The organism is Frankia sp. QA3 (assembly GCF_000262465.1).
In the GTDB taxonomy this organism is placed as follows: domain Bacteria; phylum Actinomycetota; class Actinomycetes; order Frankiales; family Frankiaceae; genus Frankia.
The window spans coordinates 6135829-6155895 of sequence record NZ_CM001489.1; the positions used below are offsets into that span (position 1 = coordinate 6135829).

Consider the following 20067-nt stretch of genomic DNA (forward strand, 5'->3'; position numbering starts at 1 on the left):
GCGAGCGACCGGCCGGTTCGGCGGGGTTCTGCGACTCGGCAGGCCCCGCCGAGCGGGCAGGCGGTATCGGCGCTGGCAGCGACGTCATTGATCCTCCGTTCGTGCCATCGAAGCCGTGGACTCGGACGCGGGCGTGCTGGCGGTCACCGTCGCCACCGGGTTGGCGACCTCGCCGTGCATCAGGTCGAACCCACCGTCCCGGTCCGCCCGGTCGTGGAACCCGGCGCCGGCGAACTGCTCGCGGTTCAGACAGACCCGGTCGAAGCGCGGCGTGATGAGATCGATCTCGCGGAAGCGTTCCCGTAGCTGCGGGAACCGCTCGTGATAACCGTCGATCGTCGCCCGGACCAGCCGCCAGAACTCGCCTTCCTCGACCTGCAGATGATCCGCCGCGAGCACGGAGAAGTAGCGGAAGTGGCCGGCGAACACGGCGGAGAGCACCGAGTGGGCCAGCATCGGCCCGGGCCAGCGGCGGCAGTGCTCGGCCGCCTGTGCGGGTATGCCCTCTCGTTCGGGAAAGTCGCCGTCCACCAGCTCGATGTCGGCGCCGAAGTCCTTCACCGCGATCCGCCGGGGCAGCTGCTCGGCGTCGAAGATGCAGATGACGTTCTCCCCGTGGGGGGTGAAGGCGACCCCATACCGGTACAGGTAGTGCAGCAGCGGCGGCAGCAATGCGGCGAACAGGGCGGCGAGCCAGTCCCGGGCCGACTGGCCCGATCGGGCCACCAGCTCCGCGGCGAGCGACCGCCCGTCCGAGCCGATCGTGAGTAGCGACGCGAGGCTACGGGCCTGCTCCCCGTGAGCCAGATGCCGCTCCACCGGATCGCGCCAGAGCACCCCGAGCAGCTCGTGCAGCCGGTAGGGCGCGCCGGGGATGGCGTCGTAGGCCGGATGGCCGACGGCGGCGCCGGCGACCTCGGACAGGGGCAGCACCCTCGTCACCTCGCGCAGGAACGGATCGGCGTCGCGCAGGTCGAGCAGCCAGCGCGACACCGCCGGCCCGGCGGCGGCATCCGCCGCGGACATGCCCCGCCACACCAGGGTGTTGCGGATCATCAGGGAAAGCTTGACGTTGCGCCGCTCCGGCCGGTCGACGTTGGCAAGAGTGCGGACGGCCTGCAGCGGGACGTACCGGTCTGGTCCCTCGCCCAACGGGACCAGTAGACCCGTGGCGAGCTCGGCGGCGAACAGCGGGACGATCACGTTCTCCCACTGCCAGGGGTGGACCGGCAGCCAGATGTAGTCCTCGGCTGCCGCGCCGGCGGCGGACGGGCCGAGGTCGGCGGATGGGTCGAGGTGGCTGGCGCGGGCGGGTACGTTCCGCCGGGGCGCAGCGGCCACCAGGGCGCGGGCGAGGGTGTCGGCGAAGCGGGCGCGGATTTCCGCGTCCAGCTCGGCGCGGACGAGGGCGGCATTGCCCGACCGGCCCGTGGCGGAACCGTCCGGCCGGTCGGGATCGGGGGTCGACATGTCCCAGTACCGCCCGATCGCGGGATGCGCTGCCACCCAGCGCAGGCGGAAGGGCGACCTGGCCTCCGGGCCGTATCGGCTGGCGGCCGCGCCGAAACCGAGGCGTCCTTTGTTGGCGACGAGGCAGGGATGACCCGACTGATGGCCTTCCAGCGCGACGAAGGGCAGGTCGGCGAGAGGTGCCGCGGGCAGCGCCGTCGTCAGCAGGTGCTGGTCGGCCGACTGGGTGGCGAGCAGGTCGCGCACCACGTCGGCGAGGACCGGATCGGACCACCCGAGCAGGGACTGCGCATCCCGCAGGAACCGCACCGGATCATCGGCGGCGACCTCGCCTGATCGCCCTCGGCTGCGCGGGCCGGCCGGCCGGCCCGGGCGGTCAGCTGGCCCGTTCGGAGGGGATAGGACGGTCCCCCGGCCGCCGACCGGCGAGGCGGCGCGGGTGAGGCTCGCGGGATCGATCCACCAGGACCCGAACGTGCCCCGCTGGGCGTGAAATCGGTAGACGCCGCCGGCTGTCATCAGCCGGTAGGCCCGCGCGGGTCCTCGACCAATCGGGGGATACTCCACGAGGTACGTGCCACCGGCGTCGTCGTCGGTCTGCGGCCTGAGTAGATCCTCGTAGGCCAGTTCCGCGATGAGCTTGGCCAGCAGCGTGCGACCGGCCTGCCGCCAGCGGTCGGCTGGCCCGTCCGGCCCCGCCACCGGCGGCGGGGATCCTGCGGCAGGCGGGCGGATAGTCACCGGTCGACCTCGCCGAACATGACGGGATGCCGCCGCCGCACCCCCCGATCGGAGTCCATATCCGCCACGCCGTCGGGCTCCCGGCGTCCCCCACCATCCGCCGCGGGGTTTGGAGCGGCCGTGCCGGCCCCAACCGGGCCGGTCGGCGCCGTCGTCGTCGTCGCCATCCGTGGCGCGTGGTGGGACCCGCCCGTCCGGGGAGGTGCGCCGAAGGTGGTGAACGCCGACGGCGGCGGCAGCCGGTAAGCGTGCCCCCTGGTCAGGTCATCGAGGATGACCGCCGCTCGCCAGGCGCCCAGGCCGAGATCGGGGGCACTCACCCCATGGGTGTGCAGCTCGGCGTTTTGGACGTAGAGGTGTCCGGTCATGCCCGGGTCGGTGGCGATCCGATAACGGGCATCGATCTGGAACCGTCCCCCGTCGTCGAGAGCCAGCAGCCCAGCCACCGGGTCGAGCAGCGCCGGACGCCGAGCGGCATATCCGGTGGCCAGCACCACCGCGTCCGTGGTCAGCGCGAAGGCCCGGTCCTGATCACGATGGCGGCAACCGAGCGTGATCTCTCCCCGCTCGCCCTCCAGCGACGCCGCCTGCACCGCCACCCCCGGCAGCAACGTGACCGCCTCGTCGCCACCGTCGATCGTCCGTTCGTAGAGCAGGTCGTAGATCTCCGCGATGGTGTCCGCGTCGATCCCCTTGTAGAGCTGCCACTGCGTCGGGACGAGAGCGTCCTTGCGGCCTTGTTCCAGGCCGTGGAAGTAACGGATGTAGTCGGGGGTGAACTGTTCGAGGCCCAGCTTCGAGTACTCCATCGGGGCGAAGGCGGGGGTGCGGGTGATCCAGGTCAGGTGCTGTGCCGCCGTCTGCTGGTTGCGCAGCAGGTCGGCGAACACCTCGGCGCCCGACTGGCCCGATCCGACCACGGTGACATGGGACAGCCCGGCCAGGGATGCACGTCGCTGCCGATAGTGCGCCGAGTGGAACACCCGGTCGCTGGAGACTCCCACGAAGGCGGGCGGCGTGGTCGGTTCGGTGCCGATCCCGAGCACCAGATGCCGCGTCGTCACCACCCGGGTGGACCAGGCGCCAGTCCGATCGGAGGGCTCGCCGGGCGCCGTCCCTTCGGGCGGCATCGTCCGCGTGACCACGATGCGAAACAGCCCGGCGTCGGGATGCCAGCGGACCGCCTCCACCCGGGTGCCGAAATGGGTCGATTGCAGGCCTTCGGCGACCCACCGGCAGTAGGCGTCGTACTCGCGGCGGGGGATGTGGAAGCGTTCGTAGAGGTAGAAGCGAAAGAGCCGGTCGTGAGCCCGCAGGTAGGACAGGAACGACCACGGGCTGGTCGGATCGATGAGGGTGACCAGGTCGGCGAGGAACGGCACCTGCAGGGTTGTGCCTTCCAGCAGCAGCCCGGGATGCCAGCTGAACGCTGGAGCCTGCTCGAAGAAGGCGGTCCGCAGGCCAGGGAGGCCGTCGGCCAGTGCAGCCAGCGACAGGTTGAACGGGCCCAGCCCGACCCCCACGACGTCATAGTCCGGCGCCTCCGGATAGTCCGGCGCCTCCGGATGGGGGAGGCCAGGCTCCGGGACCGCGACGGGGGTCCGCGGCGGCTCGTCGTGGGATGCGAGCGGGATGCGGGACGTCACGGGGCGGCCTCCAACAGCGGGTTCGGAATCTGTACGTAGACCGACTGGGTGGCCACCGGTCCGATCAGCTCGTCGCGGCCGTCCACGCAGGTGCGCAGGTTGCCCTTGCTGGGCAGGGTGGGGGCCGTCAGGAGGGTGGCGAGCAGTCGGCGGCGGACTGCGGGCGGCCCGGCCGGCCCGTGGTCCGATCGGGCGTCTGAGGCCATCCGGGCCAGCAGGTCGCGTGCTCGCCCGAGCAGGCGGTGCTCGTCGGCGACGCCGGCCGCGCCCAGGGCCCCGGCCACGGCGAAGACGTTGTTCACGAACAGGTAGTAGATGATGCGTTCCGCCACCAGCTCGTCGTCGAAGATCGCATCGAGGCCTGTGGCGAAGCCGGGTAGCAGGCGTTCCATGGCGGCGGCGGCCGAGGCGGCCACGTAGTAGCCCTGGCTGTCGCGGTACCACCCGATCACCGGCCAGCCGTCGGCGTCCAGGGTGACCAGGGTGTTCTGCAGATGAGCCTCGACGCCCACGCCGAACTGCAGGTACAGGTCCAGCACGGGCGCTGCGAGCACGGTCAGGTAGCTCCCGAACCAGGTCTCGGCGAGCGCCCGGACGGGTTCGTGCCGGCGGTCGGCCAGCCGGGTGAGCAGTCGGGGGAGCATCGCCGCCCGGGACCGCCCGCGGCTGTCCCCCGCCCGGTCGGGCCGGGGCGCGACCAGCGCCGCCATGCTCACCGCCCGGTCGGTTAGGCCGAACGGGTTGGTTCGGATGGCGGTCTCCAGCCCCACCGTGCCGTCGCCGTCGTCGGATGTCCCGGCCAACTGGGCGATGCCCCGTCGCTCGGACTCCCCCGATGGCGGGGGGCGGCGGTCTGATCGGGTCACTGCCACCCAGTCGGGCTCTCCGATGAGGTGGAAGTTCGGATGCCGGGCGGTGAGCGCGGCGCCGAGGCCCGCGTCGACCAGTCTGGTGATCATCTCTGCCAGTCGGAGCTCCCCGAGATGCAGGACCCGGCGCGAGTTGGTGATCCGCAGGCCCAGGGAGAGCTTGAGCATCACCCGGCTGTCCGGCCGCCAGACGGTTCGCAGTGAGGACGTTGGATACCACGGCGATCCCGACCTGCCGAGGTCGATGAGGCGCCCGTCGGCGAGCAGCTGGGCGAGCGGGCTGTCCGCGCCTTCAATGAGTTCACGGGCCTGCCACGGATGCGCCGGCACCGGAACGTAGCCGGGCGGAAGAGCATTGCCGCCGAATTCGCCGGGCCCGGCGGGACCGCCGAATGACGTGGCGTGACGATGTGCGTCCCGCAGGCCGCCGCGGTCAGTGCCGGTAGGTGCCGACGGGTCTGCCCCGATCGGGCGGTGCCCCCCCACCGCGCCGGAGGCATCGTCGCCGCCGTACAGCTCGGCCAGCAGGTGCGTGACCCGGTGGTGACTGCCTCCCGGCGGCCGCGTCGCGGAGCTGCGTTCTGCAGCCGGGACACCCGATGTCGACACGACCGAGGGATGAGCCGCGAACCAGTGCAGCGCGAAGAAACCGGCCCGTTCGGGGGAGTAGGCGGCCATCGCCCGGTCGGAGGCCCCCTGCCTGCTCGCCGCGGCCGGGTGGAAGGGATGGCCCGTGAGCGACGCCTGCTCCGCGGCCAGGAACGGGGGGACGGCGCTCGGGTGCCCCCCCGTTCGGCGGGCGTCGAGATGGGCGGCGATCCGGCGCGCCGAATCGATGATCCGGCCCAGCGCCTCGGCCCCGTGAGCAGCGGGCAGCCCCTGTTCCGCGGCGATCTCCCGGACGAGGAGCGCGGCGAGCAGGCCGGCGTCGACGGGCGACGGCGTGCCTGCTGGGGGGACCAGCTCGGGCTGGGCGAACCGGTGCCACCCGGACGGGGAGCGGTGGGTCACCATCGCCCGGATGGACAGGCCTGACGCGGGCAGCCCGACGTCGATCGCGCGGGCGTCGGCGTCCGGAAGGGCGCCTGTCTCCCGTAGCCAGCAGCGCAGGAGGGTCTCGGTGACGATGTCATCGGCGACGGCTGCGGCCGTGGGTTGGCCGCCGGTCACGGGACGCTCCGGACGCCACCGCCGTCCCCGCCGACGAGCTCGTCGCCGGTTGTGGCGACCAGGCGGAGCAGCGTGTCCACATCTGCCTGGGTGGCGTCGGGATTCAGCAGGGTGAGCTTGAGGTGCACGGCCCGATCGGGCCCCGTTCGGGTCCGGCCGACCACCGCGCGCCCGCCGAGCAGCAGCGTGCGACGGATGGCGTCGTTGAGCTGGTCCAGGCGATCGGCGGTGCAGGCCGCAGAGCCGGTGGCGCCGGCCCGCGGCCGGTAGCGGAAGACGACCGTGCTCAGCGTGACCGGAAAGGCGGGCTCGAGGCGGGGATCGGCGTGGACCGTCCGCTCCGCGTGCCGGGCGAGATCGTGGCAGGCGTCGACCAGGGCGCCCAGTCCGTCGCGGCCGAGCGCGCGCAGCGCCACCGCGATCGGGAAGGAGTCCGCGCGGCGGGTGGTCCGCAGTGACCGGTCCAGGAGGCTGGGAAAGCCGGCAGCCTCGTCGTCCTCGGAACGGAGGTAGTCCGCGTGCGCGGCGCGCAGGCTGGGCCACCCGTCCGGGCGGGGCGTCAGGAACACGCCGGCCGGAGCCGGTTGCCAGCCCAGCTTGTGCAGGTCCAGGGCGACCGAATCGGCGAGCGCGATTCCGTCCAGGTGGCCGGCCAACCGGTCGGAGAACAGCGCGCCCCCGCCGTACGCCGCGTCCACGTGTAACCAGCCAGACGAGGCGGGATGGCCCGTTTCGGCCGGTGCCGACGGGTGCGGCCGCACGCGTAACCGGCTCCGGTGCTCCTCGACCGCTGCCGCGATCTCCCGTAGCGGGTCGACGGCACCGGCATCGGTGGTGCCCGCGGTGGCCACGACGACAGCTGGCCCGGCATGCTCGGCGAGCGCCCGTCGCAGCAGGTCGACCCGCATCCGGTCCTGGTCGTCGGTGGGGATCGCCGTCACCGGCGGGGCGTCGAGGCCCAGCACGGCGGCGGCGCGATCGATGGAGAGATGCGCGGCGGCCGAGCGGAACACGCGCAGCCGCCCGTTCGGCGCGGCATCCCGAGCGAGAAGCAGCCCCATGAGGTTGGACTCGGTGCCACCGGTGGTGATCGTGCCGGCGGCCCGATCCGGGTCGAAGCCGGCCAGCGCGGCGAGCGCCGCGACGACCTCGGTCTCGATCGTGGTCGCGGCCGGGGCCTGATCCCAGGAGTCCAGAGAGGGGTTGAGGGCGCTCACGGCGAGGTCGGCGGCGACTGCCACCGGCAACGGGGGGCAGTGCAGATGGGCGGCGCACCATGGGTCCGCCGGGTCCGCAGATCCCGCCGCGAGGGCCTCCACCAGGCCGGTGAGCGCGGCCGTGGCTCCAATCCCGGTGCTCGGGAGCAGGCTGGTCCGGTCGGGCGATACGCCGAGGGCAGCCTGAATCGCCGCGCGTACCCGCGACGGTCCACCGGCCGGCAGCGGTCCGCCCCGCCGACGCCGGCCCTCGGCCAGCGCTGTGAGAGTCAGTCCGACGAGCTCGTTCAGGCCCGGCCGGGGCTCCGGCGCTTCGGTCACGTGGCCTCGCGACCGCTGGCCGTGCGCCCGGTGGCGTCGTGTCCGGTGGCGTCACGTCCGGTGGCCGGGCGCCCGCTGGTTTGGCGTCCGGCGTTCTTCCCGGGACCGTCCTGGCGTCCGGCGTTCTCCGGTCCGGTCGGTGTGGGAATGCTGCGCACGTGCCCGTTTGCTGCGCGTCGGGTAGGCGCGGCGGTGAGCCGCCGCACGGCGGCATCGACGGCGTCGGCGAGGATCGCCAGAACGCGTGCGACCTCCTCCTCGCCGATGATCAGGGGCGGTAGGAGCCGGCTGACCGCCCCGTGCCGTCCACCGAGTTCGATGATCAGTCCGCGGCGGAGGCATTCGGCGCGGACCAGGGCGGCGAGCCGGGGATCGGCGGGATGCGCGCCGACGGCGTCCGGCGCGGTCGTCGGATCGACCAGCTCGGCGCCGAGCATGAGCCCCCGGCCGCGCACGTTCCCCACGTGCGGACGGTCGCGGGCGAGATCTTCGAGGCCGGCCAGCAGGCGGGCGCCGAGACGGGCGGCGCGTTCGTCGAGTCCGTCGTGGCGCACCCGGCGCAGGGTCGCGCGCCCGGCGACCATCGCGAGCTGGTTGCCGCGGAAGGTGCCGGTGTGCGCGCCGGGGGCCCAGACGTCCAGCTCGGCCCGGTAGGCGATCAAGGCGATCGGCAGTCCACCGCCGATCGCCTTGGACATCACGAGGATGTCGGGGGTGATCCCGCTGTGCTGCGCGGCCCAGAACCGCCCCGTCCGCCCCACCCCGGTCTGCACCTCGTCGAGGATGAGCGGGATGCCGCGCCGACGGGTGATCTCCCGGATGGCCCGTAGCCAGCCGTCCGGCGCCGGAACCACGCCGCCCTCTCCCTGGACCACCTCCACGATGAGGCCAGCCGGGTCGGTGACTCCTCCCAGCGGGTCATCCAGCAGTCGTTCGATGTAGCGGAGGGACAGCTCCGCACCGTCCGGACCGGCGGTGCGGTCGGGTGCGGACCCCACCCCGAACGGGCACCGGTACGGATAGGGGAAGGGCAGCCGGACGACGGAGCCCGTGGCCGGCAACGGGTTCTTGACGGCGACGTTGCCGGTCACCGCCAACGCGCCCGCGGTCATGCCGTGATAGCCACCAGTGAACGCGAGCATGGTCTGGTTCCCTGTCGCCGTCTGGGCGAGCTTGATGGCCGCCTCCACCGCGTCGGCACCGCTAGGACCGCAGAAGTGCAGCTTGACGTCGCTGCCCAGCCCCGGCGGCAGGCAGGCCCGCAGCTCCTCGGTGAATGCGTCCTTCTCCGGGGTGGCGAGGTCCAGGGTGTGCAGAGGGGCACCCCGGGAGAGCGCCGCGGTGATCGCCTGAACCACGTCCGGATGGTTGTGGCCCAGTGCCAGGGTGCCAGCGCCGGACAGGCAGTCCAGGTAGCTCCGGCCGTCGGCGCCGACGATCGTGGCTCCGTCCGCTCGGACCGGCACGATCGGGAGGGTGCGCGCGTAGGTCCGGGCGGAGGACTCCCGCTCGCGCTGCCGCGCGAGGATGGCGGCAGGATCCATCGCCGGGGGGACCTGGCCGATGCTGGTGCCGTTTCGAGCGGAAATCGTCATGACGGGCGACTCCCTTTCGAACAGGCTGTGTTGAGGGAAGCCTAACCTAAGTCAATTGCCAGCTGTTGCTCCGCGCAAGGATACGGTCGCGTCTGGCGCCATCGGCGGGTCCCTCCATGGTCCGCCTAGATGCCCTGCATCGTCGCGGAAATGCTGCTCCTGGCGCTGGAGACAGGTGAGGACTCCTCCGTCCGGGCAGTGTCCCAACGCACACCCGAGGGTGGCATGTCGGCCCCGACACGGGGTCGCGTGCTAGCGCGGTGGCTGATTCAGCCTCGCCCAAGCGGGCTGGCCACACCTTCGCCGGACAGGTGCGGCGGCCGTCGCCACGGGGAGCGCGGACGGGGTGAGCACGGATTGAGCATGGAGATGGCGCAATTCGTTGCGCGGAATGCGGCGGATTGGCCACTGTGGGAACGGCGCAGTGGTCCGATCGCGCGATGACCGGGCCCCGGAGATGACCGGGCCCCGGAGAGGAGAGCTCGGATGGATCTGCCGCCGTCGGCGGCTCCGCTGCACGCCCTGCCCGCTGGGCGCCTTCCCCCCGCGGTGCTCGCGGCGGTGCGCGATCGACCGGCGGGTGCGGAGGAGATCAGCGCCTACCTCTACGACCCGACCGTCGCCGCCCGCAACGCCGCCGCGCTGCGCGCCTGCCTGCCCGGCTGGGCGAAGCTCTGCTACGCGGTGAAGGCCAATGGCTTCCCGCCGGTCCTCGACGCGCTGCTGCGCGGACCTGCAGTCGCCCTGTCGGACCTGCCTGCCGCCGTGCCCGAGGCGGGCCAGGGCATCCCGGTCCCCCGCCCCGACCCGAACGCCGACGTCCCCGGTCTCGGTGGGGTGGACGGTTTCGAGGTCTCTTCGGTGCGTGAGATGCGCCTGGCCCTGGCGACCTACGGCCGAGTGGCCCCCGCCCGATCGCCCTACCTGGTCGCGTCCGGCCCGGCGAAGTCGGTCACTCTGCTGACCGCGCTGGTCGAGTCCGGGGTGTCCATCGTCAACGTCGAGAGCCCGGGTGAGCTGCGGCGCCTGGAGATGGTCGCAGCGCGGCTCGACCGTCGGGTCACCGTGGCGGTCCGGGTGAACCCGGCGCAGGTCTCTCTCGCGGGCTCCCTCCAGATGGGCGGGCGGCCGAGCGCGTTCGGGGTCCCCGAGCCGGAGGTGCCCGCCGTGCTGGACCTGGCGAGGCGTCTGCCCCATCTGGACGTGGCCGGATTCCACGTCCACGCGGTGTCTGGCAACCTCGACGCCGCCGCTCATCTGGACTACGTCCGCTGGTGCCTCGAGTTCGCCGCCCGCACGGCCGCCGCCGCCGGGATCGAACTGCGTGTGGTCGATGTGGGCGGGGGATTCGGCGTGCCGTTCGAGCCGGACCGGCGGGGAGAACGACCCTTCGACCTGGACCGGTTCGGCGCGGGCCTCGCGCGGCTACCGGTCCCGGCCGGCATCGAGGTGATCTTCGAGCCAGGCCGGCTGCTCGTCGCCGACTGCGGCTGGTACGCCGCCGAGGTGATCGACGTCAAACGCTCCTACGGGACCGATTTCGTCATTCTGCGCGGCGGCATCCACCATTTCGCCCTGCCGACCTCCTGGGAGATCGTGCACAATTTCGCGGTCGTCGCCAGGTCCACTCCGATCGCCGGCGGCAGCGCCGACGGGCGACCGGAGAGCGTGGGGCCGGCCGATGGTGGTGCGGGAGAAGCCGGTGGTGCAGGAAAAGCTGGTGGGGAGCCGGCCGGTGGTGCGGGAGAAGCCGGTGGTGCAGGAAAAGCTGGTGGGGAGCCGGCCGGTGGTGCGGGAGAAGGCGGGGGCGTCAACACGGACGGGCGTCCGGTAACCGTGGTGGGCGAGCTGTGCACGCCGGAGGACACGCTCGCCCGCGACATCACGGTGGGTCCGGTTCGGCCCGGCGACGTCGTCGTCTTCCCGATGGCCGGCGCCTACGGCTACGAGTTCGCCCTCGCGGATTTCCTCGGCCATCCCCGACCCAGCCGCATCGTGCTCCGGGAACCGGCGGACCGCGGCCCGCGGAACGCCTGGTTCCGGGCGTTCACCTTCCGTCGAGGAGCAGGGCCATGACGCCGACGAGGGTGGCGCTGCTCACGATCTTCCGGTGGCGGATGAGCTCGCCGATCTCGCTGAGCGGTATCCATTCGATGCGATCCGACTCGTTGAGCTCCGTGGGCGGTCCGGTGAACGTGGCGGTGTCCGCCCGGAACACGAAATGCTGCGCGTCGGTGATGCCGTTCGCGGGCTGCGCGTAGATCAGGGGTCGCAGTGGCCCCGGGCGCCAGCCGGTCTCCTCCGCCAACTCCCGGGCGGCGGCGTCGACGGGTTCCTCGCCATCTTCCACCAGACCCATCGGCAGCTCCCAGCCCCAGGTGTCGGTGACGAACCGGTGCCGCCACAGCATGAGTACCCGCTGCGACTCGTCCAGCAGCGCAGTGACGGCGACATCGCGCAGTCGGATGATGTGGTACTCCCCTTGCCGTCCGTCGGGTTGCTCCACATCGAGGAACGTGAGGTGCACCCACGGCGTGCGGAAGACGGACCGTTCCCGATGGACTTGCCACCGCATCAGGCCTCCTGGCTGGTTGGGATTCGACGGTGCGATGCCGCTGCGGTCGGCGGTTCCCGCGATGGCATCGAACCCGGACGAGGTGAGACCGGGGATCAGGGGTTCGGAAGTCGCGTTCCGTCTCCAGTCTTCCTTAGGTAGGTCAAGTGCCAGAGCCCCGCCAACTTCCGTGGTCTTCGTCTGACCTTGGCGCATCGGCTCCAAGTCTCTATTATGGCCCGAATCCGCGCTCCACTTACCGCGGACCACATCGGGAGGTTCTGATGCCTGAGTCGGCGAGACGGAGACGCTCCCTGCTGGGTGAGGCCCTGCCCATTCGGACGTTTGACCAGGGGATAGATCTCGAGGTTGCGGAGTGGATCCTGGGCGCTTCGACCGCTCGGATCTCGAGGCTGCTGGCCGAGGAGCCGGACGAGACCGTCGCGGAATCCCTTCGAGCGGAGAGGGCCGCGCTGGCCGCCGAGCGGTGTCGGATGCTTGCTGGCGGCCCGTCCGCTGTCACCCGAGTTCTTCGTGAGTACGGACCACGCGCCAGGGATTTTCGCGAGACGCGGAAGTGACCGGCGAGTTCAAACTTGCTCCGAAGAGCCATGAAGAGACCTTCGTCGGGTTGATCATCCCCGAGCTACTTGACGGCGCGCAGTCGCAGGAAGTCCGGTCGCCTTCTTTTCGGATGGTCAACTCGAGGTAGGGAAGTCTAGTACCCAGGAATTCCTGCGGGATGCGCTTGCGGGCCGTGGTCGGTTGTTCGACTTCAGCGCGGATCTCATGCGTCCGTACCATCCGAGGTTCGATGAGCTGTTGCACGGGGATGAACGGGTTCTCCGGGAACTCGACGCCGCGATCGACCAGGGCGCGTGCGCATGGGTGGAAAAGGCGGTAGCCTAAAGGCCGCTGCATCCTTCAGTCCGGTGAGAGCACCTGTGTCGGGATCTTGCCGCAGGCAGGCAAGGACGAACCCCTTCCAGCCACCGGCCGCGAGTTCGCGGGGATCGTTGGACGAGGGCAGTTTCGTCGTCTGGGAGATGTCGTCGAAGGTGTCGAGACGTCAGTCGTCGTCGGTCCAGATCAGCCGGGTGGAACTGGCGGAGTGGACGGCGGGGGCAGTTCGTCTCGAATGCGTCGAAGCGGCCGATGGAGGGCAGGCTGGCCAACCCGGGGCACGTCGGCGTCCATCTCGGCGGCGGGCCGGCGCCGCACGCCCCGCAGGCCGGCGAGGTGGTCAGGCTTGGGGGACCAGGGGGTAGGAGAGGTCACCACGGTGAGCAGGTCGTCGGCCCCGAGGCGCTGATCCGCCCCCGGCGCGGTGTCGGCGACCCAGGGCGTCAGAACAGCCGAGTGATGATTCTGGTGCCGGGCTGGCCGCCGTCCGCCCGGGAGGCGTCCGGCCCGGAGGCGTCCGGCCCGGAGGTAACCGGCCGGACCTTGCCCGAACCGGGACGGGACCGTTTCTGGGAGGCGGCCGAGGCCGCGCGTATCGCCGTCGGCGCGTCGGCGCGCAGGCCGGACGACACCAGGGCGGCCCGCGGCGCGGCGGGGGGCGCAGCCGCGTCCGGCGGTGTCGGGGGTGGCGAGGCGGGTCCGCCGGGGCGCCCCTCCCGCGGGAAGCTCTCCGCGGCGACCCGGGTGGAATCCGCCGGGTCCGGGGTGCCGGCGGACGCCGGGGTGCCGGCGGACGCCAGGGTGCGGTCGTCGTCGTGGGGGGCCGTCGCCGTGGCCTCGCCGTCCCCGGTGGGGGCGGACTCGGGCGGCACCGGCAGGTCGAACCAGAGGTACTTGCCCGACTCCGCGGTGACCGTTCCCCAGCTGCCGGCGAGGGCGTCGAGGACGAGCAGTCCGCGGCCGCCCTCGGCGTCGGGTGCGGCCGTGCGCCGCTGCGGCAGGACGGTCGAGGTGTCCGAGACGGAGGCGTGGATCAGCCCCGGACGCATCTCGATGAGCAGCCACAGCGGCGGCTGGCCGTACTTGACGGCGTTGGTCACGAGCTCGCTGACGAGCAGCTCGGCGGTGCTGCGGACGTCCTCGGGGAGCTGCGCCATCCGCATGCCCTCCCGCAGGACCCGACGGGCCTGGGGAACGGCCGAGGGCAGATAGGGAAGCTCGGCGAGTATGTGGGTCGCGGGTGGGCAACGCGAGGTCGCCTGCCGAACCACGTCCATCGGAACCGAAGACGCGCTCATCTACCACCAAGCCTGAACAACGAGGACATCGCTCATCGTGTACCCGCTCAGGGCGGATTGAAGCCTTGGAATCCGGATCGCACCCCTTGGGGCGATGCCCGCTCGTCATCCGATCTTGCCGCAGCCCGCGGACCTGCGGTTATGGCCCACCGGCCGGCTTCGGTGGGGGTTGACGTGACGGTCGTCGCCACCATGTGGGGGCCCGTCAGCCGGGTACCCGCGCGGCCCGTCAGCCGGGTACCCGCGCGACCAGGATCGCGACGTCGTCGCGCAGGTTGCCGCCGGCGAAGCGCTCGGCCGCGCCGAGCACCCGGTCGGCGATGCCCTGCGCCGACAGCCCCGCGCACCCGCCGACCGCCGCCAGCAGCCGCTCCTCGCCGAGCAGATCGCGGCCGTCGCGGGCCTCGATCACTCCGTCGGTGTAGAAGACCAGCGACTCGCCGGGACCGAGGGTGACGTCTATGCCGGGGAAGGAGACCTCGTCGTCGTCGAGCACGCCGAGCAGGGTGCCCGGCCGGCCGACGAACGAGGCGTGCCCGTCGGCGTGCAGCACCACCGGCTGGGGGTGCCCGGCGAGGAACAGCCGCAGGCGGATCCCGGCGGCCTGCGCGCCGCCGGCCGCCGGCGCCAGCCCGGCCACCGCGCCGGTCGCCGCCCCAGCCCCGGTCCGGCCGCTGATCCCGGCTCCGCCGCCGATGCCGGGGCCGCCGGTCGGGGGCGTGCCGGGCAGGCTTGCCGGGCCCGTGATCGATGCCGCGGCCAGGGTGCAGAACCGGCCCTGGCCGTTGGGATGCGAAGAGGCGGCGTCGCGCAGCGTCCGGTTCAGTTCGAGCAGCACCTCGCCGAGGTCGGTGCCACGCCCGGTGAGCAGCCGCAGGACGGCGCGGGCCACCCCGGTGACGGTCGCGGCCTCGGCGCCCTTGCCGCAGACGTCGCCGATGGCGATCGTCCAGCCCAGCGGTCCCCACAGCAGGTCGAAGAAGTCCCCGCCGACGTCCAGGCCGGCCGACTTCGCCGCGCCGTAGGCGGATCCGAGGTCGAGGCCCTCGATCATCGGCAGGTCCGGCGGGCGCAGCCCGGCCTGCAACGTGCCGGCGAGCTCCACCTGGCGGCTGTAGAGGCGGGCGTTGTCGATGGCGAACGCCGCCCGGCGGGCGAGGTCGGCGAGCAGGTCGATCTCGTCGGCGGCGAAGGCGTTGCCCTCCGGGCGCCCGAGGGCGAGCACACCGAGGACCCGGCGACGGGCCTTGAGCACCATCACCAGGGCCGGGCCGCCGAACGCGCTCAGCGAGTGCACCCGGTCCCCGCTGGCGGAGCGCACCGCGGCCATCAGCACCCCGCCCGGGTCGGCCGCCGCCGCGCCCAGCGCGCCGGCCATGCTCTCCTCGGCGTGGGCGGCCGACCACAGCGCCGGATCGGCGTTCTCCCGGTGCAGGTAGACCGCGCACCACTGGGCGAGGCGGGGGACCGGCAGCCGCGCCAGCAGGGCCAGCGAATGGCCGAGTTCGAGGCTGCCGGCGAGCAGGTCGGACGCCTCAGCGAGGAACGACAGCATCCCGATCCGGCGCTCCTCGGCGCGGCGCATGTCGCCGCCGCCGAGGGCCAGCGCCATCCATCGGGTCGCCAGCCGGATGCGGTCGACGTCGAGCCCGGCCAGGCCCGCCCCGGGCGCCGGCCACAGCAGCAGCTCACCGAGGCTCGGCTGGGTCGGGTCCAGCGGGAACGCCACCGCCTCGGCGGCCTCCCCGACGACGCCGAGGGTGGCCACGGTCTCGACCCGACCGCCGTCGCGCCCGGGGCGTCGCACCAGCCCGGCGGTCACGGTCAGCGCGTCGACGAGCTGCGCGAGCAGCTCGTTCACCTCGCCCTCGGCGGTCAGGGCGCGCGCAGTGTCGCGGGCGATGAGCCGCGGCGGGCGGGTCTGGGCCGGCACGGTCACCGCCGGATACACCGCCGGGACGCCCGCGCCGGCCGGGGACGACGCGGGCCCGCCGGCCGCCGTGCGATGCCCGCCGCCGCCGGCTACGTCGGTGGGGAGATCGGCGGCGCCGATCGCGATGTCGTCGGCGATGTCGTCGGTGATGCCCTCGGCGATGTCGTCGGCGTCCGCGTCGGCGATGTCGCCGGTGCCGTCGTCCTCGGCGGTGGGCACCTCCGGCGCGACGTCCGCGGAGCCGAGCCGGAACCAGACGGTCTTGCCGCCGGGGCGGTGCTCGGTACCCCAGCTCGCCGCGAGCGCGTCGACGAGGGCGAGGCCGCGGCCGTCCTCACGCAGCCCGTCGATGCCGAAGTCGGCCTCCTCGGGGAACGCCGACGGCGGGCGCGGCACGTCCACCTTCTTCACCCGCGCCATGCCGATGCGCACCGGGTGGCGGTCGGCGACGCCGACGCGAACGCCGCGGCCCTCCTGGCGGACGTCGACGGTGGCCGCGGTGCCCGCGTGCACGACGACGTTGGTGACGAGCTCGGTGACGAGCAGGAGTGCGGAGTCGAGCAGGTCGTCGTCGAGCCGGCCGCGCAGCGTTTCGAGCACGAAGCGCCGCGCCGACCGAGGGGAGTCGGGCGTCGGCGGCAGCGTGATGGCATGTGTCGGCGTCGTCGGACCCCCTCCTACGCCATTCATGTCGCTCAGTCTCTCCTGCGTTGTCCATCGTGAGGCGGATACTGGCGGCTGGTGTCACCTGTCCACCGACGCCCGCCCACGCCGGTGCCCCGAGGAGACCGCCCTGGCCCGGGCTCCTCCGCCCGGCCCGTCGTCCGAGACGATCGTGCCGACCGAGCTCAGGTAGGAGACCGATGAGTTCCACTGACGACCAGCAGGCCCCGGCCCGCCGTGATCCCGTTGCACCCGGCGGTGACGCTACCGCGACCATCGTCCCTCATGCGACCCGCACTGCGGACGAGACCCGGACATCACGCACCTCGTCGGATGAGCTGATCGCCGATCTCCTGCACGGTCTGACGAGGCTGTGCGAGGGCGACTTCTCCACCCGCCTGCCGGCCCGGGAGGGGTACGCGGGCGAGGTGGTGCGCAGGTTCGACGAGCTGGCCGCCATCCAGGAGCGCCACGCCGGCGAGCTGGCCCGGGTCAGCAAGGTGATCCGTCGCGACGGGCGGCTCACCCTGCGGATGGAGGACCAGGGCAGCCCCGGCGGCTGGTCGGACATGACCCAGGCGGTGAACTCCCTCATCGACGACCTGGCCCGCCCGACCCACGAGGTCGCGCGCGTCATCGCCGCGGTGGCCGAGGGCGACCTGTCCCAGCACATGGCGCTGGAGATCGCCGGCCAGCCGGTGCGCGGGGAGTTCCTGCGGATCGGTACCACGGTGAACACGATGGTGGACCAGCTGTCGTCGTTCGCCGACGAGGTGACCCGGGTGGCCCGCGAGGTCGGCACCGAGGGCAACCTGGGCGGGCAGGCCAAGGTCAAGGGCGTCTCCGGGGTCTGGCGGGACCTCACCGAGTCGGTGAACTCGATGGCGGGCAACCTGACCAGCCAGGTCCGCAACATCGCCCAGGTCACCACCGCGGTCGCGCAGGGCGACCTGAGCCAGAAGATCACCGTCGACGCCCGCGGCGAGATCCACGAGCTCAAGTCGACCGTGAACACGATGGTCGACCAGCTCTCCGCGTTCGCCGACGAGGTCACCCGGATGGCCAAGGAGGTCGGCACCGAGGGCAAGCTGGGCGGCCAGGCACAGGTCAAGGGCGTCTCCGGCGTCTGGCGGGACCTGACCGACTCGGTCAACGTCATGGCCGGCAACCTCACCACCCAGGTCCGCAGCATCGCCGAGGTGGCGGCGGCGGTGGCCCGCGGCGACCTGACCAGGCAGATCACCGTCGACGCCCGCGGCGAGGTGGCCGGCCTCGCCCACACCCTGAACACGATGGTCGACCAGCTGTCGTCGTTCGCCGACGAGGTCACCCGGGTCGCCTGGGAGGTCGGCACGGAGGGCAACCTGGGCGGGCAGGCGCACGTCCGCGGGGTGTCCGGGGTGTGGCGGGACCTGACCGAGTCGGTGAACTCGATGGCGGGCAACCTGACCAGCCAGGTCCGCAACATCGCCCTGGTGGCCACCGCGGTGGCCCGCGGCGACCTGTCCCAGAAGATCACCGTTGCCGCCCAGGGCGAGATCCTGGAGCTCAAGGACACCCTGAACACGATGGTGGACCAGCTGTCGTCGTTCGCCGACGAGGTCACCCGGGTGGCCCGCGAGGTCGGCACCGAGGGAGCGCTCGGCGGGCAGGCGCACGTCCGCGGGGTCTCGGGGGTGTGGCGGGACCTGACCGAGTCGGTGAACTCGATGGCGGGCAACCTGACCAGCCAGGTCCGCAACATCGCCCTGGTCACCACGGCGGTGGCCCGCGGCGACCTGTCCCAGAAGATCACCGTCACGGCGCAGGGCGAGATCGCCGAGCTCAAGGACACCGTCAACACGATGGTCGACCAGCTCTCCTCGTTCGCCGCGGAGATCACCCGGGTGGGCCGGGAGGTCGGCGTCGAGGGCAAGCTCGGTGGCCAGGCCACGGTCGCCGGGGTCGCCGGGACCTGGAAGGACCTCACCGACAACGTCAACCAGCTCGCCTCCACGCTGACCATCCAGCTGCGCGCGATCGGCGACGTGTCCACCGCCGTCACCCGCGGCGACCTGACCAGGTCCATCTCGGTGGAGGCCGAGGGCGAGGTCGCCGAGCTCAAGGACAACATCAACCAGATGATCGCCCGGCTGCGGGAGACCACCGAGCTCAACGCGCAGCAGGACTGGCTGAAGTCGAACCTGGCCCGCATCGGCAGCAAGATGCAGGGCCAGCGTGACCTCTACGCGGTCTGCCAGATGATCATCAGTGAGATGACCCCGGCGGTCAACGCCCAGCAGGGCACCGTCTACCTGCTTGACTTCATCGAGGGCGACAAGCTGCGCTACGTCGCCGGCTACGGTTCGGTGCCCCGGCGCCGCTCCGACGGCACGTTCCTGTTCGGCGAGGGCCTGATCGGCCAGGCGGCGCTGGAGCGTAACCGGATCCGGGTCGAGCACGTCCCCGCCGGCTACCTCAACATCCGCAGCGGCCTCGGCGAGGCGCCGCCGTGCGACCTCGTCGTCGTCCCGGTCGTCTTCGAGAACCAGGTGCTCGGCGTCATCGAGCTGGCCTCGTTCACGCCGTTCTCCGAGCTGCACCTCACCCTGGTCGACCAGCTTGTCGACACCATCGGCGTCGTCCTCAACACCATCATGGCGAACGCGCGGACGGAGGAGCTGCTGGCCCAGTCCCAGCGGCTCACCCAGGAGCTGCGGTCGCAGTCGGTGGAGCTGCAGCGCACCAACAACGAGCTGGAGGAGAAGGCGGCGCTGCTGGAGGACAAGAACCACGAGATCGAGCTGGCCCGCATCGGCCTGGAGGAGAAGGCCGAGCAGCTCGCGCTGTCCTCGCAGTACAAGACGGAGTTCCTGGCGAACATGAGCCACGAGTTGCGCACGCCGCTGAACAGCCTGCTCATCCTCGCCAAGCTGCTCGCCGACAACCCCGACCGCAACCTGTCCCGCAAGCAGATCGACTTCGCCGAGACGATCCACTCCGCCGGCTCCGAACTGCTCGGCCTGATCAACGACATCCTCGACCTGTCGAAGGTCGAGGCCGGCAAGATGGACGTCGACGCCACCACCGTGCGCACCGCGGCCCTGTGCGACGCCGTCGCCGGGGTCTTCGGCCCCGTCGCGGACGAGAAGGGGCTGGCGTTCGAGGTCAACCTCGCCGCCGACGTGCCGGCCGAGTTCGTCACCGACGAGCAGCGCCTGCAGCAGGTGCTCAAGAACCTGCTGTCCAACTCGGTGAAGTTCACCGACAGTGGCACCGTCCGCCTCGACGTCACCCTCGCCCGCCCCGACCTGCCGCACCTGGCGTCGCACCTGCGCTCGGCCGGCACGGTGCTGTCCTTCGCGGTGAGTGACACCGGGATCGGCATCGCCGCCGACAAGCTGCGCATGATCTTCGAGGCGTTCCAGCAGGCCGACGGCACCACCTCGCGCCGCTACGGCGGCACCGGGCTCGGCCTGTCGATCAGCAAGGAGATCGCCCGCCTGCTCGGCGGCTCGATCGCGGTGTCCAGCGCGGTCGGCCATGGCAGCATCTTCACCCTCTACCTGCCGGCGGCCCCGCTCGCGCAGATGCCGGCCTTCGGGGTCACGCCGGGCGAGCCCGACGACGTCCTCATGATCGTCGGTGCGCCGGACGGCGGCGGCTGGGGCCAGGGCGAGCCGGCGAAGGCGGGCCTGGCCCCGGCCG

10 protein-coding genes and 1 pseudogene are annotated in these 20067 nt (G+C 72.3%); 3 read left to right on the forward strand and 8 right to left on the reverse strand.

Annotated features, from left to right (window positions below; genetic code table 11):
- Positions 1–84: 84 nt before the first annotated feature.
- The 5 genes from FRAQA3DRAFT_RS25145 to FRAQA3DRAFT_RS25165 are packed head-to-tail and all read right to left on the reverse strand — an operon-like array spanning position 85 to position 9029.
- Positions 85–2211: an IucA/IucC family siderophore biosynthesis protein gene (locus FRAQA3DRAFT_RS25145; RefSeq protein ID WP_009741864.1), complete on the reverse strand. Its 2127-nt coding sequence runs from the start codon at positions 2209–2211 to the stop codon at positions 85–87.
- On the reverse strand, positions 2208–3857 hold the full coding sequence (locus tag FRAQA3DRAFT_RS25150; protein ID WP_009741865.1) for a lysine N(6)-hydroxylase/L-ornithine N(5)-oxygenase family protein: 1650 nt from the start codon (positions 3855–3857) through the stop codon (positions 2208–2210). Before FRAQA3DRAFT_RS25150 ends, FRAQA3DRAFT_RS25145 begins: the two co-directional genes overlap by 4 nt.
- Positions 3854–5896, reverse strand: a complete 2043-nt coding sequence (locus FRAQA3DRAFT_RS25155; RefSeq protein WP_009741866.1) for an IucA/IucC family siderophore biosynthesis protein — start codon at positions 5894–5896, stop codon at positions 3854–3856. The genes FRAQA3DRAFT_RS25150 and FRAQA3DRAFT_RS25155 overlap by 4 nt, the downstream gene beginning before the upstream one ends.
- The gene (locus tag FRAQA3DRAFT_RS25160; protein WP_009741867.1) at positions 5893–7434 is read right to left on the reverse strand and encodes a pyridoxal-dependent decarboxylase; all 1542 of its coding nucleotides are present in this window, start codon (positions 7432–7434) and stop codon (positions 5893–5895) included. The genes FRAQA3DRAFT_RS25155 and FRAQA3DRAFT_RS25160 overlap by 4 nt, the downstream gene beginning before the upstream one ends.
- On the reverse strand, positions 7431–9029 hold the full coding sequence (locus FRAQA3DRAFT_RS25165; RefSeq protein WP_009741868.1) for a diaminobutyrate--2-oxoglutarate transaminase family protein: 1599 nt from the start codon (positions 9027–9029) through the stop codon (positions 7431–7433). The genes FRAQA3DRAFT_RS25160 and FRAQA3DRAFT_RS25165 overlap by 4 nt, the downstream gene beginning before the upstream one ends.
- A 486-nt stretch (positions 9030–9515) precedes the next feature.
- Between FRAQA3DRAFT_RS25165 and FRAQA3DRAFT_RS25170 the strand changes: the two genes are divergently transcribed.
- Entirely contained in the window at positions 9516–11105 is a 1590-nt protein-coding gene (locus FRAQA3DRAFT_RS25170; RefSeq protein WP_009741869.1) for a hypothetical protein, read from the forward strand.
- Here the strand turns inward: FRAQA3DRAFT_RS25170 and FRAQA3DRAFT_RS25175 are convergent.
- A complete protein-coding gene (locus FRAQA3DRAFT_RS25175) occupies positions 11077–11604 on the reverse strand; it encodes an NUDIX hydrolase (RefSeq protein ID WP_009741870.1) in 528 nt (175 codons plus the stop codon). The genes FRAQA3DRAFT_RS25170 and FRAQA3DRAFT_RS25175 overlap by 29 nt on opposite strands.
- A gap of 708 nt (positions 11605–12312) precedes the next feature.
- Between FRAQA3DRAFT_RS25175 and FRAQA3DRAFT_RS38955 the strand changes: the two are divergent.
- Positions 12313–12492, forward strand: a pseudogene (locus tag FRAQA3DRAFT_RS38955) (hypothetical protein); the annotation flags it as partial.
- 437 nt (positions 12493–12929) lie between these two features.
- On the opposite strand, the gene FRAQA3DRAFT_RS25185 reads toward FRAQA3DRAFT_RS38955, so the two are convergent.
- Both FRAQA3DRAFT_RS25185 and FRAQA3DRAFT_RS25190 read right to left on the reverse strand, forming a co-directional pair.
- Complete coding sequence (locus FRAQA3DRAFT_RS25185; protein ID WP_009741872.1) at positions 12930–13784, reverse strand: ATP-binding protein; 855 nt, start codon at positions 13782–13784, stop codon at positions 12930–12932.
- Positions 13785–14013: 229 nt separating this feature from the next.
- The gene (locus FRAQA3DRAFT_RS25190) at positions 14014–16407 is read right to left on the reverse strand and encodes a SpoIIE family protein phosphatase (RefSeq protein ID WP_009741873.1); all 2394 of its coding nucleotides are present in this window, start codon (positions 16405–16407) and stop codon (positions 14014–14016) included.
- A 173-nt stretch (positions 16408–16580) separates the two neighbouring features.
- Here FRAQA3DRAFT_RS25190 and FRAQA3DRAFT_RS25195 point away from each other — a divergent pair.
- A partial coding sequence (locus FRAQA3DRAFT_RS25195) for a HAMP domain-containing protein (RefSeq protein ID WP_009741874.1) occupies positions 16581–20067 on the forward strand: 3487 nt, incomplete at its 3' end.

Coding starts and splice junctions, on each gene's coding strand:
- FRAQA3DRAFT_RS25165 (WP_009741868.1), bottom strand. CDS start 9,029: ATGACGATTTCCGCTCGAAACGGCACCAGCATCGGCCAGGTCCCCCCG.
- FRAQA3DRAFT_RS25170 (WP_009741869.1), top strand. CDS start 9,516: ATGGATCTGCCGCCGTCGGCGGCTCCGCTGCACGCCCTGCCCGCTGGG.
- FRAQA3DRAFT_RS25175 (WP_009741870.1), bottom strand. CDS start 11,604: ATGCGGTGGCAAGTCCATCGGGAACGGTCCGTCTTCCGCACGCCGTGG.
- FRAQA3DRAFT_RS25185 (WP_009741872.1), bottom strand. CDS start 13,784: ATGAGCGCGTCTTCGGTTCCGATGGACGTGGTTCGGCAGGCGACCTCG.
- FRAQA3DRAFT_RS25190 (WP_009741873.1), bottom strand. CDS start 16,407: ATGAATGGCGTAGGAGGGGGTCCGACGACGCCGACACATGCCATCACG.